This is a genomic window from Candidatus Methanarcanum hacksteinii (genome assembly GCF_964305265.1).
Taxonomy (GTDB): domain Archaea; phylum Thermoplasmatota; class Thermoplasmata; order Methanomassiliicoccales; family Methanomethylophilaceae; genus Methanarcanum; species Methanarcanum hacksteinii.
In genome coordinates this window covers 20864-38633 of the sequence record NZ_CAYATA010000003.1, presented here as the reverse complement: position 1 = coordinate 38633, position 17770 = coordinate 20864, and the positions used below count along the sequence as shown (strand labels likewise).

Genomic DNA, 17770 nt, shown 5'->3' with positions numbered 1-17770 from the left:
ATACTTCAAAGCATGGATAGAGAGCATCATCTGTTTCTGCAAAGAATGAATTCGAATCAACACGAACTTCATCACATAGCGATTATGAAATCAGTCAAATCTAGTTTTGCACATCTTGCGAATGTGATCGGACAGATCCCTATCGATGCAGTACACAAAACAACCTTTCATTCCGCGAGACATCAGAACCCTGTATGTGTTCTTGATTATCTTATCCGCCAAAGCCTTCTGCTCCTCAGGCGTACGCCCTTTCTTCAATCCCTTCAGTGATGAATCTGTTTTAGCACGTTCACTTGCATCAGTGATTATCATGTGGGTGGAAGGATTGTATCTGAGATCCGGACCAATGATCACACCGACATAATCGAATTCAAGGCCTTGGCATGTGTGTATGCATCCCGCCTCGCGTATCGATTCGGGATCTATGGCCCATGTGGTCGTATTTCCCAAATTCCAACTCATCTCGAATCCATATTCTGGAATCGTTATGTCGTGTACATCCGTATCATTCTTCGAAGAACTGATCCAATTCCAACAATAACCCGCGACCATCCTCGATTTGTTATTGATCGAATTGAGAGACTCTATATCTGCCCTCATTTCGTTGGGATCATCATACACGCGGAAATCGTACTCGAAAGAAGAATCGGGTTCGAACGATGCCGTTTCCCTTATCTGAAGGAGGTTGTCCACCCACTCCAGGTATCCATCGGAACCAGAACATCTGAATTGAGAATCCAATTCCATGACCGAAACGGTAGAATTGAATCTTCTAGCATACTTCCTTATCTCGCTCTCTGTCCCGATATCTTTGATCGTTACTCTCTGATCCTCGTCGATGAAGAACACGGACAATCTGGAAGAGCGGATGAGTTCCATCACTTGATTCTCACCCAATGATGCGTAAAGTCCACTCTTCTCATTCAACCTATGCGCCTCATCCACAAGTAGGACGTCGAATGTGTTCTCAGGTGCATCGATGAAACTTCCGGATCCTTTGAATAATGCGTCGATACGACTTCTCTTCATAGAACCTTTCAATTTACAGTTGTAGATGCTACGTGGCGCAGAATTCTTGGATACGTATGCTGCCGATGAGCCTTCTGCGATGATCTCGGCTAGAAGGTTGATGGCGAGTACCGTCTTACCAGTTCCTGGACCGCCTCTTATGATTATCGTCTTTTTCCTGTCACTCTTTGATAATTGTCTCATCGAATGAAGGATCTCTTCGTACACCACCTTCTGTGTATCGATCATTACGAACTCCCGATTCCCTAGCATCATCGAGGAGAGTACATCCTGGAGTGATTTGGAAGGTCTGAGCTTCCCGCGATCTATCATTAAGATCGTTTCGCCCTTGTCGCCTTTCTTCAGTATGTTCTCCAGGAACTGCTTTAATTTCTTACCATCCTTCTTGGAGAACACTGGGGCCCTTTGGATGTAATATTCATATATGGAATCGAAAAGTGGTTCTGGAGTGCGCTCGATGTAATTATGTAAACAAGCACATGGTTGCAATTTGACATCCAAGTCCTGTACATCCGCGTTAAAATCACCGATCGCTGTGGCATAGGACCATGCTTGATAGGACGGATGAGTCGTCTCATGCTCACCACCATTAATGTATGTTCTTACTACACCATCCTTCCCTGGAACGGAATCCGCATGCTCCCATTGTTTCAATTCGACGATGACTGCAGAATTGTGACCCTCAGCGTTATATCCCGACATAATGAAATCCACACGTTTCGATGTGTACGGGATGTTATATTCGATCGCGATACCTGTATCACTGGGAACTGTCGAATTCTCCAATACCATCCCCATGTATGTCAATGAATTCGACCATGAACGGACCTCCGATTGTGGCGCATGTCTGCCGAACCGTTCTTCCATTGCGGAACCGATCTTCTCTTCCAAAATACCGTTACACAGATCGTCGATGAATCCGTCCTTGGTTCCGCTATAGATTATCATATATGTTGAAGACCAACATCTCTTGAAATATACCTTTCTGTTGAATGGCGGATCGATGACAAAGCGACCATGCGACAATGCATGCAGATATGCCTTTACGATAATCGATTGGAGATCATAGATAGATGAGCATCTCGCCATTCGCCGTAAACTGAACACTATAGTCCTTCTTCTCAGTGAATGGGATGAAGTTAGCAAGGGTCGGAAGCATTATCGTTCCGTTGTTACAGGTAGCAGACCCCATGATATCAGCCTTGAATGTCATGAATCTGCAATCCCTGGAAAGGAAGACTCTGTAACGCGCACTATTGAATGAAGGAGATTGGAATTCGGTGGCCGATATGCGGGTTATGATCGGCGACTGATCTATTTTCACCTCAACGGCATCTTCTTTCTTCAACGATTCAATCTCTCCCATGAGCTGTTTCTTCTCGGAATCAAGGGAATCCCTCTCCTCTTCCAAGGATTTGATCTGCTCTTCCTTCTCCTTCAGTTTGGATTCCTTCTCTTTTAGAATCCTATTCAATCTTGCGATCTCATCTTCCTTTTCCTTGATCACATCACTGTTATCATTCTTCTCGATCGCTTTCTTAAGATCCTTGATCTCATCTGTGGCATCAGCATACTTTTTACCGAGTTCGGTCGCTTTTCTTTCTGCTTCTTCCTTCTTTCCCTTCTCGACATCCAACGCTTTCTTGACCTTCGCTAGTTCAGATTTGATCCCTTTGTTCGTTTCAGAAAGATCTTTGTACTTTTTTTCCAGTTTTTCGTACTTCGTCTCTTGTTTCTTCATCTTCTCGTTATGTTCAGATAAAGGGATCATTTCCTCATTGGAACCTGTGGTCTCGAACTGCTCTTTCTTGACAGGTACTTTCTTGGGCATAGGTGCGCCTTTAGGGATCGCTGTCTTCTTCTTGACCTTGACCTCTCCCTCATCGTTCTTCGACATCATTTCGGCGAACTCATCAGAAGAGAACGATTTGACCATATCCTGTAAAGAAGTGCCTCTCATCATGATAACACGATAGAATCCAAGTGCATGGATAAATAAATGTCATCAAAAATCGATTCTATCGACAATCAGATAAATAACCGAACAAGTCATAGTCTACGGCGATAACATGACATTGTTCACCGAAAACAGTTACAGCAGAGTGATGGTCTTCATCGATTACCGTAACATCTATGAGAGCGTGAAATTCCTCGGTGACGATGTCAGATTGGACCTGTATAGATTGACGCAGATCCTTGTCGGTTCAAGGGATCTTGTCGGTGCCTATGTGTTCGATGCGAGGAAACGCATTCCGGACAAGGGCGATACCACCTTAGCTACACACGATAGACTGAGGGATCAAGGATTCCGCGTCATCGCTCGCGAATCGATAGTTTTCCGCACTGAGGGACAAATAGAGCAGAAAGAGGTGGATGTCTCCTTGGCTTGCGAGATGCTCGAACATGCGTTATTGAATCACTATGATGTTGCCATAGTCGTAAGCGGCGACAGAGATTTCGTTCCTGCCATCCAAAGGGTACAAGCAGCAGGCAAGAGGGTCGAAGTGGCTGCGATCGAGAGCGTTTATAACGATGAATGCAAGAGAGCAGCGGATGTATACTATCTGATCGATAAGATGCCGATCATGTCGATGTCCTCTCCGAATGATGACATGGGGGTGGACTATTGACTGATGAGAAGATGGACATGAACGATTTCCGCAGAGAGATGATCGATAGAGGACTTGATGACGAGGAAGCTCTCGAATCATTGGAGAATGATAGGAAGAAGATCCATATGCTGACCTTCGGCCTTGATAACAAGAAGACCAACGTGATATCGCATGTCAATGGGAAGGTGACCTTCGTCGATTCAAGATTCCCTGGGAAAGTCGAAGTAGGGGATGTTTGGATCTGTTCCGTCTCACCAGGGAACAACATCACCGTGAATTATGCTATGCCCATCTACAAGGTCACGGCATCCTTCCTGATCAGCCTTGACTCCAATCTAAGAGAGAAGATGATCGATTCGCTTTGGGATCGTAACAAAGGGATGTTCGAAAGCGATTTCGCTCAAAGATACAAGAATGAGATCCATGACCTCGCCATAGAGGAAGCAAGATCTGAACTCGATGGGATCATAAATGAGTTGAAAGGTAGGAACTCCATATTAGAGGAAGAGTTGGAGCGGGAACGCATATTGAACAAATCGTTGTCCGCATCACATGATTCCACGCAGAATATGATCGAGTTGGGTTCGGAGATCAATAACAACGTATGCATAGAACTCGGTTCGGCACCATTATGTGCGGATGCTGAAGCACCGGCCATCAGAATGCCCACAATTCCGAAGATACCGAACACATACAGGGCAGGTTCACCCGGAATGCCTGAGATAAGGGTCGTAGGTGCGAAAGAATCCGTTCCTCATATGGTCTTCAATGTTGAAAGAATAGGTGAAGAGACCCTGTTCAGTGAATCATTCACCGACCACAAATATTTCGTACACATATCTCCGGATGCAAAGATATTGACGATCAGACCGAACGAATTCGGTTCGGCACTATGCATCAATAGAAGGATCAGACTCAAAGGTTTGAACAATCTGTCCCCATTCACTGAGAAGAAGGAACTAACTGCCGAATACAGCGAGAAGTATGAGGGATTGTTGGTCTATCTCTGATATGATGCCTCTCGATCGGGGAGGATCGTTTTATCATATCAACTGAGCTTGATCTCTGCCAATGCAAGGAACTTCTTGTCAGATTGGATGCTCTGAGTCAAGAACTGACCATCCTTGAACAATGCATATGTCGTGACCGGAGCAGGTACATTCTGCGCAGCATCTTTGTCGGTGATATGGATCACTTTGAACGGGATGTTATGTTCCTTCGCAATCTCCTGTACCTTCGGCACCCAATAGCAAGTGAAAGGACACTGATCCGTATAATAGAGAACGAAACCCCTCTCATTTACATGAGGGTGTTTGGCGCAATCCTTGAACTTTGGAGGCGTAACGCCTTCCTTGATTGGCAGATACATGAGATTGATACCACAATCAGATACATCCGCGACCTGAAATCCCTTGTACGTCAGGAACTTGGGATCGGCTAAGAACTCCCTCTTCCTTCCTTCGGCACATAGGATACAGATACCTTTTTTATCTTGTGCTTTAGCATCCTCGATACACTTGAAAAGCAACATCGATGAATGGCCGTGTCCCTTCAGAGAACCTGCGACCCACAGACAATCGATATAGATCCAGCCATCCGCATCGATAGGTATCCACGCATTCTCTGCCGGAATATATTCGATGAAACATTTACCGCGTTCCTCACTGCGATAGAAGACCAATCCTTCATCGAAACGTTGCTTCAACCACTCTTTTTTCGCAAGGCTCTGCTTGCCGGACATAGCACAGCAGATATGCTCCTTATCGATGTTATCCTTCGTGATATTGATGTATCCCATGAATTGTGGCCTCCTTGATGAAAAAATGACATCGAGATTGATATAACATTCCATTCAGCACCACACTTGTGCGAAGTCATTTATATCGAATGATGTCAATCCACCAACATGGATCCGAGCGCGATAATAACCCTATCGATATCCTTGTTCTTGATATTGGATCCATTCGCTAGCGTTCCGATGTTCATCAACATCACGAACGGCCTTGATAACCGTACAATCAAGATCTATGCTGACAAAGCGATAGTCGTCGCTGCCATCCTGCTGTTCATGTTCATCCTCATCGGCGACAAACTGATGGATATATTCGGCGTCACCATGGATAGTTTCCGTGTCGCCGGAGGTATCATATTCCTCATGATGGCCGTGGAATTGGTATTCGGCCTCAAACTATCGAAGATAGATGATCAAAAAGGAGCTAAATGGGCCATCATAGCATCACCTATCCTCACCGGACCTGGTGTGATCACGACTGCCATCCTCATCTCATCCAAATACGGTATCGCTACCGTGATGGTCGCAAGTACTATCGCACTCGTGACCACATGGGTGATCCTTAGGGAATCCGACCTGATAATGAGGCTCGTCGGCGAACAGGCCCTCAGCATCCTGACCAAGATAATCGGTCTGTTCATCGCTGCGATGGGTGTCGAGAGCATATTCTCGGGAAGTCTTGGTTGGTTCGATTCGCACATGGCAGCTGAGGCCATCATGCAGATGTTGATGTTGGTATGATAAGAGAGATCGTGCCTGATTTAACATCAGGCACGAATCCCTATCAACAGAAAGAATCCTTGTATCTTCCGATAGTATACTTGATGATATCCTGCACCTTATCAGAACCGATGATCTCGTCGACGGCTGTTGTCTTCCCCTCGAGTGTCTTGTATACTTCGAAGAAGTGCTTCATCTCATCGAACATGTGACTCGGAAGTTCGCTGATATCGGTGTATGAGTTGTACATCGGATCGTCGAATGGAATGGCGATGATCTTCTCATCGTTCGCTCCGTTATCGATCATCTTTATCGCTCCGATGGGATAACATCTCACCAACGTCATAGGGAGTATAGGTTCGGAACAGAGGACCAACGCATCCAATGGATCCCCGTCATCAGCATATGTCCTCGGGATGAAACCGTAACTCGCAGGATAGTGCGTTGAAGTGTAAAGGATCCTGTCCAACTTCAGAAGTCCGGTCTCTTTATCCAATTCGTATTTGTTCTTACTGCCTTTGGAGATCTCCACAACGACCATGAAATCGTCGGGTGATATCCTCTTCGGGTTGATATCATGCCATATGTTCCCCATAGGATCGCCTGTTATGCATCAACGATATTGACCTCATGTATAATCATTATCTCTCTACGTGTGGAAGGGATGTGCATATTGTGAACATCATGGTTAAAAGACATGATGCGCATCCACACCTCAGATACTGAGGCGGTCCGCATGAACCATAAGGCCACGATCATAATATTGGATCTGATCGCGATATCGATATCGGCGATTCCGCTCCCGAAAGGATTCGAACAGAATCCGATCTATGTAGCATTGTTCGCATTCATCGTGTTATTGGCATTGTTCAGCACATTGGTCATCACGGACAAGATGCCTTTCTCGAAAGAGAGATATGAAGGGAACGGGAAGATGCACTATTCCGTGTACTATATGGTGTGCAGTCTGATCTCATCAGTAGCATTGGTATCACTGACGATCGCCGACAGATTGAGTGATCTCTACCCGTTCATGATACTTCTGATAATATTCATGTTCATAGGCGATTACTTCGTCAAGGTCAGAGGGTAGGAGGGACATTGGATGGACGATATCGAGAATCGTTTGATGGAGAAGGTGGATTCGATCGCTGATGATCTAAGATCCTTAGCGATAAGGATCCATGACAATCCCGAATTAAGCCTTGAGGAGTATGAGGCGTGTCGCCTCCATACAGAGATGTTGATCGAACATGGGTTCGATGTTGAGATAGGCGTTGCAGGATACGACACATCGTTCATTGCATCACACAAGAGTGAGAAGGATGGGCCTGTCGTCGCATTCCTTGCGGAATACGATGCATTACCTGGTCTCGGACATGGATGCGGACATAATCTCGTGGGAACGATCGCTACAGGTTCCGCGATTTCTGTAATGGATGTGATCGACAGGTTCGGAGGAGAGGTGCGTGTCTACGGTACGCCTGCGGAGGAGACTGTAGGTTCCAAGGTCGATTTCATCAGAGAAGGATTGTTCGATGATTGCGATATCATCATGATGGCCCATCCGAGCTATCATAACGCTGATGGCATGAACACCATAGCCATGATGAACATGAAGGTCGAATTCTTCGGTAAAGCGGCTCATGCCGCTGCAGTACCAGAAGAAGGTATCAATGCGTTGGATGCCATGATCTCCCTGTACAATATGATCAATGCGTATCGCCAACAGACACGTCCTGATGTGAGGATACATGGCATCATCACGAACGGCGGTGATGCCCCTAACATAATACCCGCTTACACATCCGCAGTGTTCTACATCCGTGCTAACGATAGAGAACATTGCAACGAAGTTTATGAGAGGATGAAAGGGATCGTTGCTGCCGCCGCCATGGGCACAGGTTGCAAACATAAGATCTCCCAAGTGGAGAACTTCCTTGACGATACCATGACGAACTATGCACTTGCAGACATCATAACCAACAGATTGGAATCATTCGGTGTCGATGTAAAAAGGACCAAGGGAGAACACCTCTCCGTGTCTTCCGATCTTGGTAATGTAAGCCATATAAAACCATCCGTACAGATGCTGTTCTCCATAGGAACGCCGGATTCCGGGAACATGACGGAAGCTCATTCTATAGGGTTCGCACGCGACTCGTGTTCCGATTTCGCATTGGATTCTATGCTCACTTACATCAGAGCATTCGCATTGGCGACATACGATATCCTCAGAGAACCAAAACTATTAACAGAAATAAAAGAAGAGTTCAAAAGGAACTCTTCATCATGATTCTAAGGGCGATGGTGGCAGAAAGCCACCATCCGATCATGCCTTATGCCTGATCATGAACCTCTCGAGCTTATCGTAAGCGTTGGCAAGGACCTCTATCCTAGGCAATGTGATCGTACGGAAGTGTCCTTGACCAAACTCAGGATCGAATCCTGAACCGTGTACGACGACAACTCCTTCCTCATTCATGAGGTCGAGAACGAATTGCTTATCATTCTCCCATATGCCGTTGAGCTCCACTTTGGGGAACATGTAGAACGCACCCTGCGGTTCCCTTACCGAGATTCCAGGGATCTCATTCAATCTCTCATACGAGAAACGTGCCCTGTCTCTCAGTCTCCTGTTCATATCGACGATATAATCCTGAGGTCCCTGAAGGGATGCCTGCGCAGCCCATTGACATGGTACGTTAGGACAGATACGTGCGCGACATTGTTTCATCAATCCTTCCCAAACATCATCGAGCATACCGGATTCGTCCATGAAGTATCCGTATCCGACCCTCCATCCTGGCATCAGGTTGACTTTTGAGAAACCGTTCAGGATTATCCTCGTTACATCAGATGGCAGCCTTGACATGGAGAAGAATGGTTTGTCCGTTATCTTATCGTATATCTCATCGGATATTATCGGCAACTCCATCTCTGCTGCGAGATCGCCTATCTCACGCAGGACCTTCTCATCGAACACCGCACCCGTAGGGTTGTTTGGGTTGATCACAACGATCGCTTTCGTCCTGTCCGTGATGCGTTTGCGCATCATGTCCACATCAGGTATCCAATCCTCGTCCTCGATCAACCTGTACGATACGATCTTACCGCCATAGAAATCCACGTACTGATGATACGACGGATAACCTGGTCCGGAAACCAATACCTCATCCCCTTCCTCGACTAGCGCACCCATCAGGAGATTGATACCTTCTCCGACGCCCGAGGTGACGAATACCTTATCCGGAGTTATCCTCGTACCGTGCTTCTCGAACTCACGATCGACGATCGCTTGTCTGAACTCAGGGTTCCCTTGCGAATCACCATATCCGTTATCGGTGTGATCCACAGCCTTTCTGAGAGCATTCTTGAAATAAGCAGGGGTCTCGAAATCCCATTTGTTAGGATCCCCGATGTTGAGCATACAGAGCTCCCTACCCTGTTCAGCGAGCTTGGCAGCTGGTACAGCGATCTCTCTGATCGCATAGTTCATCCCCAACGCACGTCTGGAAGCCTGTATCTTTCTTACCATACTTATCAAGGGACCGAATTCCCTGGGATTGATATAAAAGTTCGCGCACTTCTTAGGGGCGCGAAGACAATCCTTTTAGGTGTGCTGTATATAACGAGGGACGATGGCAGCGATTAGACTAGGAAAGAACCACCTGAGATGGTGTGACGAATGTAATCTACCGATATTGGAGAATGAGAAATGCCCCAAATGCGGGAACACTACGCATGAGGTGGAGATAACTCCTCCTGGAGAGGTCAGACCCGCATTCGAACACGACATCAAGATGATCAGGGATCTCGTCGACAGACAGTTCGGCGAAGGTTCTGGTTTGGAATTGCTCCCTGAAGGACATGTCGTATTGCTGAACAAAGCGCCATCATTGGACAGGATGGATGAGATCATCATCGACGGAAGGACGATAGCATCCATCAGATACGACCTAGGCAAGAAATGGGTGTTCATCAACCGTATGCAAAGTGCGATGAGGATCTCGAAGGTCATAACAAAAGGGTATGTTGTCATCGATCCCGCTGCTATCAAGTTCGTGCAGGAATCCAAGAACCTTATGGCCCCTGGAGTCATCGATGCGTCACCTGACGTGAAGGATGGTGACGAGGTCATCATAATTACGAAAGAAAGGGTTGCCATCGCGACCGGTACCGCAAGGATGTCCGCTGAGGAGATGATATCCTCGGACCACGGCATGGCCGTTAGGACCAAATGGTACAAACCGGAGGAAAGTGCGGTCATCGACAAGGAGAACTCGTGGGATGATGCCGTAAAGACGAATGAGAACGTCATCTTCAGGAGAAGGGATGAAGCAATAGCCTTCATCAAGAAGACGATCGCTCAGTACGACAAACCCGCCATCGTATCATTCTCTGGCGGCAAGGATTCACTTACCACACTGTTACTAACATTGGATGCAGGATTGAAATTGCCTGTTCTCTTCGTTAACACGGGATTGGAGTTCAACGAGACCGTGGAACACGTTCATGATATCTGCAAGAGACATAATCTGCAATTGATCGAGGAGGATGCTCCGACGGATGCTTTCTTCGGTAATCTCGTTCAATTCGGACCTCCTGCCAAGGATTATAGGTGGTGCTGCAAAACCAATAAATTAGGCCCTACTGTCGCTGCGATAAACAAGAACTTCCCGAAGGGATGTCTCTCGTTCATCGGCCAAAGGAAATACGAGTCTGAGGCAAGACACAACAAACCAAGAGTATGGGTCAATCCATGGACACCAGGTCAGACAGGTGCATCGCCCATCCAGAGTTGGAACTCCATCCACGTATGGTTCTACATATTCTACAAGAAGGAGCCTTTCAACGTATGGTACACTAGAGGATTGGACAGGATAGGATGTTTCCTCTGTCCCGCATCGGATCTAGCCGAATTCGATATAGTCGCCGGCAATTCCGACAGATATCCGCAATGGGATGCGTATCTCAATGAATACATGGAATCCCGCGGCCTTCCCAAGGAATGGAAGGATTATGGCCTATGGAGATGGAAGAAGGCTCCCCAGTCCATCAAGGAAGAGGTGCAGAGGGTCACAGGAAAGGATGTCTCCGAACTCACGAAACAGACCAAATCACCTGAGAAAGGGCCGATATCCATGAAAGTGCAGGAAGGATATTCCCCATGCGTCATCGGATACAGTATCGAGGCTGCGCTGTCAAGGCCGATAGACCTTGACAGATTGGCTGGTTTCATGCAGGCATTGGGCAGAACGGTTGAGAAGGACCCTGACGGTCAATGGGCATCCGTCGATTACATCACAATCTACAGAGAAGGTGCGATAATCTCCAAGGCATCCGTCGAACAGGATGCACGTACCGAGATCGAAAGATTGTTCGAACTTGTGATAAGATCCGAACAATGCGTAGGATGCGGATTGTGCGCAGCGAGATGCGAACAGCACGCACTCTACATGAAGGATGGAAGGGTGGAGATCAATCCCGACGAATGTATTTGGTGCAAGGAATGTTTCGGACCTTGTCCTGCATTGAACTTCAGGAACACGGATGACGATATGTGATCATTCGTTACCGACAGCTTTCCTCATCGCGTCGTAATCAGGCTCCATGCCGAACCAGAGTTTGAATGATTCGGCACCCTGACCAACTAGAACATCGGAACCGCTGATTATCTTGCATCCCAATGTCCTTGCCACCTGTATGAGCCTAGTCTTCCTGTTGTAGACCATGTCCAGAACGCATTGGTCCCCGTTCATCGTATTGAGATCAAACGGATAGATCGAATCCATGATCATACCGATGGGTGTGCAATTGATTATGATGTCATATCCTGACACATCGGGATCGGAAGTGGGTTCGACAAGGAGATCGTCACATAATTCCAACAACGTGACCTCATTCCTTGCAAGAACGTGAACATCACATCCCATGGATTTCATCGCATAGGCGGATGCCCTCGCAGCACCTCCCGAACCGATGACCAATGCACGTTTGTTGCCAAGATCGTAACCAGACATAGCAAATGCTCTCATGATCCCTGTACAATCGGTGTTGTATCCTTTCAATTTACCATCATCGTTAACGATGGTGTTCACTGCACCGATCTTGATCGATTCTTCAGAACACTCATCGAGCATCGACATGATCTCTGTCTTGTATGGGATGGTGATGTTCAATCCCCTTATCTGATATTGGACCATGACCTCTCCGATTCTATCAGATGTCTTCGAATCGAATGTAAGTGGTATCGCGTTAAGTTTCGCCTTCTTTATGGCAGCGTTCTGTATCGCTGTGAATTTGTTGTGCTGTATGTTGCATCCGGCGATCCCGACGATCGTGCAATCGTCGCCCAGATCATCCAATACATCTGCTTCCAACTGACCCTCTGCCGTAGGTGCTCCGATATAACCGAATGTGAACTCGTTGCCGAGGATGTTGCTTCTCAACCTCGTTACGGTACCCATATCTCCCATGCCGATCAACACATGTCTCTTGCCAATGATCTGCGATGCCTCATACAATTTACTGAGATCCTTGAACGATCTCACAGTGAATGCGCCCTTAGCGATATCCTGTACCTTCGAGAACATGTTGACGATGTCACACACATCAGGCGTTCTCTTGAAATCATGATACGATCTTATGCTCCTGAAACCATGCACGATATCTGTACCGTTATCGACATAACCATTGAATCCAGAAGGTATGAGCGATGCATCTCTCCCGCATAATGTTATGATGGTGTCTGAATCGACGTTATCAGGCACTTTGTCGAACACATCCATGCGCACTTCCTCATAATCATAACGGAATGAGAGCTCGTGCGGCCTACCATATGTCGAGCATATGCGCATCAGATCGACCTCAGATGTTGAGAAACATGATTCTTCGGTCCGATATACTGTCCGGAGGGGAGATCGTTCCTATCTTCCATGGGATGGTACCTAATCATCTGAGAGAATGCCATCATATTAAATTGTTCACACACGGGATGATGGTCGGGGTTGTCGCTCCCATGATGTTATCGAGGAAACGATTGGAATACATTTGAATCTAAGATTCATGAAAGTGGCGGTTGGTCATGGCCCCAGAGAGGTGATTGGTACAACGAAAACTCCGTCGTCACGACGATATGCGATATCTCCAGTGCCGCAGATGATGCAGAGGAACTCCGGTAGTTTCTTAGCTTCGTTGCGTACCATCATATCACGCATGGAAAGAAGGGCCTCAGCAGCTGCATCCTCTTGGTTCGATCCGAGTTTTATCTCGAACGCGCCCCATCCTCTTCCTGGTATCTCCAAAACCGCATCAACCTCTCTGTCCTTGTAGTCGCGATAATGAAACAGACTGCCTCCATGATATTGGGCATATATCCGGAGATCCCTCTCACATAATGCCTCGAACATGGATCCTAACGTATTCGGATCCTCCATCAAGGATGTTGTGTTCAGACCTAAAGCAGCCACTGATAAGGAGGGGTCAGCGAGATGCCTCTTGAGATTCTTCCCGACCCTAAGGGAGGATCTGAATTGTGGGCTGAAGGCAAACTGATCCTCTGTGAGGAACAGCCTGTTGAGAACGTTCAGATAATCCTCTACTGTAGGGATCGAAAGAGGATCTCCGTCGAATTCACCGGTGTCCTTCGCTATTGTGGATTGATTCGCGAGTGTGCTCTCGTTGCGAGCCAATGAGCGTATCGTCCTCATGAGGCCTTGCACATTCCTTTTCCTGCCATCGATCTTCTGGGCATCGATGGAACAAGCGTTGAGGAGATACCTATGGAGTTCCGTTGACACGGCATCAGGATCTGCCTCGAGCATCCCCGGCCACCCTCCGCGGACTATCATCGCAGAGAGTTCCTTCAGTGAATGTTCCTTCGCCCTCTTCGTACTGATCTCTCCGCGGAACAATCCATCCAACGAGACCTTCCCATCAGACTCCTTTGACTCGAAGAGTGACATCGTATGCATCCTTATAGGCAAGATACGCTCCGAACCCGAGTGAGATATGCTGGACTTATCCACTGAGGAGGAGCCGCAGAGTATATACTTCCCCTTCCCGCCGTCACTATCTATCGAATAGCGTACGGCATCCCATATCTTCGGGACATCCTGCCATTCATCGATAAGATGGGGCTGTTCCCCCTCCAGGGCCAACATGGGATCTATCTCTGCATATTTCCTATTCGAGAAATTACCAGTCGGATCTACCAACGAGAACTCACTCTTGCACAGATGTCTGGCACACCACGTCTTCCCGCATGCTTTCGGACCCTCGAGACTGACTGCACCCATGACTTTCATAAATCTTTCGATTTCCGTCTCTACCAATCTCGGGAGGTATCCCGCAGCCTTGTTCATAAAAATCACATTGTTTTCGCTAGCATTTAAAGTTTGGTTAATTTATTAAAATAAATTCGGTTAATTTACTAAAATGAGTTTGATTAATTTACTAAAATTATATTCAATCCCGCATTACATGCCCATATACCCAGATCGATTTACATAAATTGTACAGTGACATTCGGCTTACACTCATTATTCGAAGCCACAACTACATATTGAGATGGGATGAAAGATCTGATGAACATGACTCAAAAAACAGGCCTATCCATCCACGTCCGAAACTCAATCCGAAGGCAACTTATCATCCGATTGATGTTGATGCGCAGGCTTGTTTATCATCACGATCCCTATGAAAACGAACACCATTCCTACAAGATTGAAGACATCGAGCATCTCTCCATAGAAGATGTATCCAACTATGGCGCACATGACGACCTCGAGGAACAATACGATGGATGATGTCGTTGCCGTCAGATCCTTCAGACAGAGTGCATGCATATAGTACGGGATCAATGTGAATACGATACCTAAGAGGAGTACATTCGCTACCACATCGATGCTTGAGAAAGAAATCTCGAACATCGTCACGGGATTGGAGAATGGGAACGTACACACAGAACATACGAGGAAGATGTAGAACAATATCGCACTGGAAGCGCATCCTCTCTCCGTAGCATCCTTCACTCCCACAGTGTACACAGCGAACGTCAATCCTGATATCAGACCGACCAAAATACCGAGGGGATCCGTCGCATCGACGCCGTTGAAGACACCCGATACCAATATGCAACCGACGAACGCTATCACGAGTGATGATTTCTGTATCCCTGTCAACCTCTCCTTGAACAAGAAATATGAGATTATCGCCACAAAATATGGTTCTGTATTCTCCAATACCGCTGCTAAGGATAGATCGACCATCAATTGCGTTTGGAAATAACACGTGTCCGCAGCTATCTTCACGATACCGATCATCATCAGTAACTTCAGATCGCTCTTGTTCAGTTTGAACAGACTCCTATCCTTCACCAGGATCATGATGCCTATGAGAACGGTACAGATTATGGATCTGAGCTCGAACATCTGCAGTGAACTCAGACCTGCCGCAGATAGTTCTCTGATGCATAATCCGAGGAACCCCCAGATTATGGATGCGGCAGCAATCAATGAGATGGATACGTATTTCCTGATGTCGTCCATTTAATAACCTGTCATCCAGCGATAGAACCTAGTAAGACGGTTCTTGGGTACAGGTTTCTCATCCTTGACCATCATCCTGATGAAATAACCTGTATCCCCGTAGATCGTGAACATGTCACAATCCGTGCTATCGCCGTTATACGTCAGTTGTCTCACAGGGAATGTCAGTTCCTGTATATGTGTGCCATCATCGTTGGCGATGAATGTACCGTATATGGTACCGTCATCATGCCTCCTCATGACAAGTTTTGCCTTATGGCCGTTGGTATTGAACATCGCTGTCTTCACACCGGATATCCCTGGATGATCTGAACTCTCCCAACCAATCGTTCCATCGATCAATGAAAGGAATTCCCTCCTATCCATATACGCATCCTTGTCGACAAACAGCGTATCATCCAACACATTGACGTTGTATCCCAAACGTATCTTCAAGGAATGATACCTCACATCAGGATGGGAGAGTATTATCATGTATAACGACAGGATGATGATATCTATCGTGTTCGGCAGATGCTTTACCATCGAATCCCACAGGTATGTGTAATCGAATGCTACATCGTACAATATCGGTAATATGAGTATCAATATCGTGAAAGAGGTCAACGCATAGAGGCGCATCTGATTGTATCTATTACCGATGTAGAGCAGAAGATTGAGGTATATCCCTAAGACTCCGATGGAACACTCGAGAATAGCGTAGGACATACTGATGATATCATCGTGATCGAATGAGTACAACCCCTCCTGCAACACGAAGAGACTGCACATCAGTCCGAATACGGAGATGTTCATGATAAGATTCTCATTCCTCTTGATGAACATGAATGCGGACAGTGCTATCATGATCGATATCAAGAATATCAGGACTATCTGAGAACTACCTAGGTGCCTGTTGAATGTCAGGATGTCGATGATACCTAGGGTTATCGTCAATGATAGTACGATTATGGATGCGATCCTGCTTGATCTCGATCTAGCTACCATTCTTCCACCTCATCCCTCACCCTCAGTCTGTATTCGGAGCCTTGTCCTCCGTACATGAACAATGTGTCGCATGTCTCGATCGGACCGTCGGCGGATATGTTGTCGATGGATGTCCTGTAAGCATTCAATATCGAACCGTCCTTCGAGCCGGTTATCGTGATGTACAATGAATCATGATCCGCCCACTTCTGTACCATTATCATGGATTCGTCGCCGAGGTAGTTGTACAAAGTGCATTTGAATTCGCATTCCACTGGTCCACCATCACTTACATCGGACCAATCCTTCCTGTCGATGAATGCATTGAGGAGTGTGCGTGCATCACACCTCGTTATGTAGGATGATGGTTCGCTCGCCTTGATGCATCTTATCAAACCCAACTTCCTCAAATAGACATGCGTGGGCATACTGTTCCTGACCTGTTCGCTGCTGACCATCACGAAGAGGATGACGTACATTATGCAGGCGATGCATTGGTCAGGGTATGTTGTGAATATCAATTCCCCGGGAACATCATACGAATCCGCATTATAGTAGATCTTGCCCATGGTCAAGGATAGCATCAGAAGGGAAGAGCACATCAATCCGATGCGTGATCTGGTCCTCCATCTGGCGAACGAATATCCTGTGTACAGCATGTTCACAGCGGTAGCTATCATTATGAGCGCGTACACGAACTGTATTCCACGTGGTTCAGCGAGATTTGGAAGATTGCTCATGAGCCTGTTGATCGCCATGGACATGGCGAATAAACCGATACCCCGACTGAAGTTGTTGGAGAAATCTATCAATATCATCGTGCCGAAGGCGATCTGCAGAACGATACCTATGGTAAAACAGATGCCGATACTGTCGTAGTACCCTTTGCTGTAATTCAATAGATGGATGTATGCGGATACGATCGCATACACGATGAGCATCATTGCGATGATCTTCACCATCTTCGACAATATGGCGGATGCCATGGAGTGGACGGTTTTTCTTATCGCACCGTTGATGTTCATCGTAGGCCCGTACATTACATCCGTTAATAAATTCATCCCGTTTGGGGATCATCCGACGAATAGGATTAATAATGC

16 protein-coding genes are annotated in these 17770 nt (G+C 46.7%); 6 read left to right on the top strand and 10 right to left on the bottom strand.

Annotation, left to right across the window (positions count from 1 at the left end; genetic code table 11):
* Positions 1-90 precede the first annotated feature (90 nt).
* Entirely contained in the window at positions 91-1977 is a 1887-nt protein-coding gene (locus ACI2NF_RS04960; protein ID WP_400149401.1) for a DNA/RNA helicase domain-containing protein, read from the bottom strand.
* A 115-nt stretch (positions 1978-2092) separates the two neighbouring features.
* Complete coding sequence (locus tag ACI2NF_RS04955) at positions 2093-2992, bottom strand: hypothetical protein (RefSeq protein WP_400211168.1); 900 nt, start codon at positions 2990-2992, stop codon at positions 2093-2095.
* Between the two features lie 106 nt (positions 2993-3098).
* Between ACI2NF_RS04955 and ACI2NF_RS04950 the strand changes: the two genes are divergently transcribed.
* Both ACI2NF_RS04950 and ACI2NF_RS04945 read left to right on the top strand, forming a co-directional pair.
* Positions 3099-3659, top strand: coding sequence for a LabA-like NYN domain-containing protein (locus tag ACI2NF_RS04950; protein ID WP_400146501.1), 561 nt, complete (start codon positions 3099-3101; stop codon positions 3657-3659).
* Positions 3656-4651: a hypothetical protein gene (locus ACI2NF_RS04945; RefSeq protein WP_400211167.1), complete on the top strand. Its 996-nt coding sequence runs from the start codon at positions 3656-3658 to the stop codon at positions 4649-4651. The genes ACI2NF_RS04950 and ACI2NF_RS04945 overlap by 4 nt, the downstream gene beginning before the upstream one ends.
* A gap of 38 nt (positions 4652-4689) precedes the next feature.
* Here ACI2NF_RS04945 and ACI2NF_RS04940 read toward each other — a convergent pair whose 3' ends face one another.
* A complete protein-coding gene (locus ACI2NF_RS04940) occupies positions 4690-5439 on the bottom strand; it encodes a YoaP domain-containing protein (RefSeq protein ID WP_400149409.1) in 750 nt (249 codons plus the stop codon).
* A 108-nt stretch (positions 5440-5547) separates the two neighbouring features.
* On the opposite strand from ACI2NF_RS04940, the gene ACI2NF_RS04935 reads away from it, so the two are divergent.
* Positions 5548-6174 (top strand): MarC family protein, encoded by a 627-nt coding sequence (locus ACI2NF_RS04935; RefSeq protein WP_400146496.1) that lies wholly within the window; start codon positions 5548-5550, stop codon positions 6172-6174.
* A gap of 43 nt (positions 6175-6217) precedes the next feature.
* On the opposite strand, the gene ACI2NF_RS04930 is transcribed toward ACI2NF_RS04935, so the two are convergent.
* Positions 6218-6748 (bottom strand): inorganic diphosphatase, encoded by a 531-nt coding sequence (locus tag ACI2NF_RS04930; protein WP_400146494.1) that lies wholly within the window; start codon positions 6746-6748, stop codon positions 6218-6220.
* A 141-nt stretch (positions 6749-6889) separates the two neighbouring features.
* Here ACI2NF_RS04930 and ACI2NF_RS04925 point away from each other — a divergent pair, with 141 nt between their 5' ends.
* Positions 6890-7246, top strand: a complete 357-nt coding sequence (locus ACI2NF_RS04925) for a hypothetical protein (RefSeq protein WP_400146492.1) — start codon at positions 6890-6892, stop codon at positions 7244-7246.
* 12 nt (positions 7247-7258) lie between these two features.
* Complete coding sequence (locus tag ACI2NF_RS04920; RefSeq protein WP_400149411.1) at positions 7259-8449, top strand: M20 family metallopeptidase; 1191 nt, start codon at positions 7259-7261, stop codon at positions 8447-8449.
* A gap of 36 nt (positions 8450-8485) precedes the next feature.
* Here the strand turns inward: ACI2NF_RS04920 and ACI2NF_RS04915 are convergent, their stop codons facing one another.
* Positions 8486-9691, bottom strand: a complete 1206-nt coding sequence (locus ACI2NF_RS04915; RefSeq protein ID WP_400149413.1) for an aminotransferase class I/II-fold pyridoxal phosphate-dependent enzyme — start codon at positions 9689-9691, stop codon at positions 8486-8488.
* 103 nt (positions 9692-9794) lie between these two features.
* On the opposite strand from ACI2NF_RS04915, the gene ACI2NF_RS04910 reads away from it, so the two are divergent.
* On the top strand, positions 9795-11720 hold the full coding sequence (locus tag ACI2NF_RS04910; protein WP_400146488.1) for a phosphoadenosine phosphosulfate reductase domain-containing protein: 1926 nt from the start codon (positions 9795-9797) through the stop codon (positions 11718-11720).
* Here the strand turns inward: ACI2NF_RS04910 and ACI2NF_RS04905 are convergent, their stop codons facing one another.
* The 5 genes from ACI2NF_RS04905 to ACI2NF_RS04885 all read right to left on the bottom strand — a co-directional run bounded on the left by ACI2NF_RS04905 (position 11721) and on the right by ACI2NF_RS04885 (position 17710).
* Positions 11721-13013: a type I 3-dehydroquinate dehydratase gene (locus ACI2NF_RS04905; protein WP_400149417.1), complete on the bottom strand. Its 1293-nt coding sequence runs from the start codon at positions 13011-13013 to the stop codon at positions 11721-11723.
* A gap of 225 nt (positions 13014-13238) precedes the next feature.
* Positions 13239-14519 carry an ATP-binding protein gene (locus ACI2NF_RS04900; RefSeq protein ID WP_400211166.1) on the bottom strand — a complete coding sequence of 427 codons (1281 nt, stop codon included), beginning with the start codon at positions 14517-14519 and terminating at the stop codon, positions 13239-13241.
* A 267-nt stretch (positions 14520-14786) separates the two neighbouring features.
* Positions 14787-15704, bottom strand: coding sequence for a DMT family transporter (locus ACI2NF_RS04895; protein WP_400211165.1), 918 nt, complete (start codon positions 15702-15704; stop codon positions 14787-14789).
* Positions 15705-16691, bottom strand: coding sequence for a hypothetical protein (locus tag ACI2NF_RS04890; protein ID WP_400146481.1), 987 nt, complete (start codon positions 16689-16691; stop codon positions 15705-15707).
* Positions 16685-17710 carry a hypothetical protein gene (locus tag ACI2NF_RS04885; RefSeq protein WP_400211164.1) on the bottom strand — a complete coding sequence of 342 codons (1026 nt, stop codon included), beginning with the start codon at positions 17708-17710 and terminating at the stop codon, positions 16685-16687. The genes ACI2NF_RS04890 and ACI2NF_RS04885 overlap by 7 nt, the downstream gene beginning before the upstream one ends.
* Between the last annotated feature and the right edge of the window lie 60 nt (positions 17711-17770).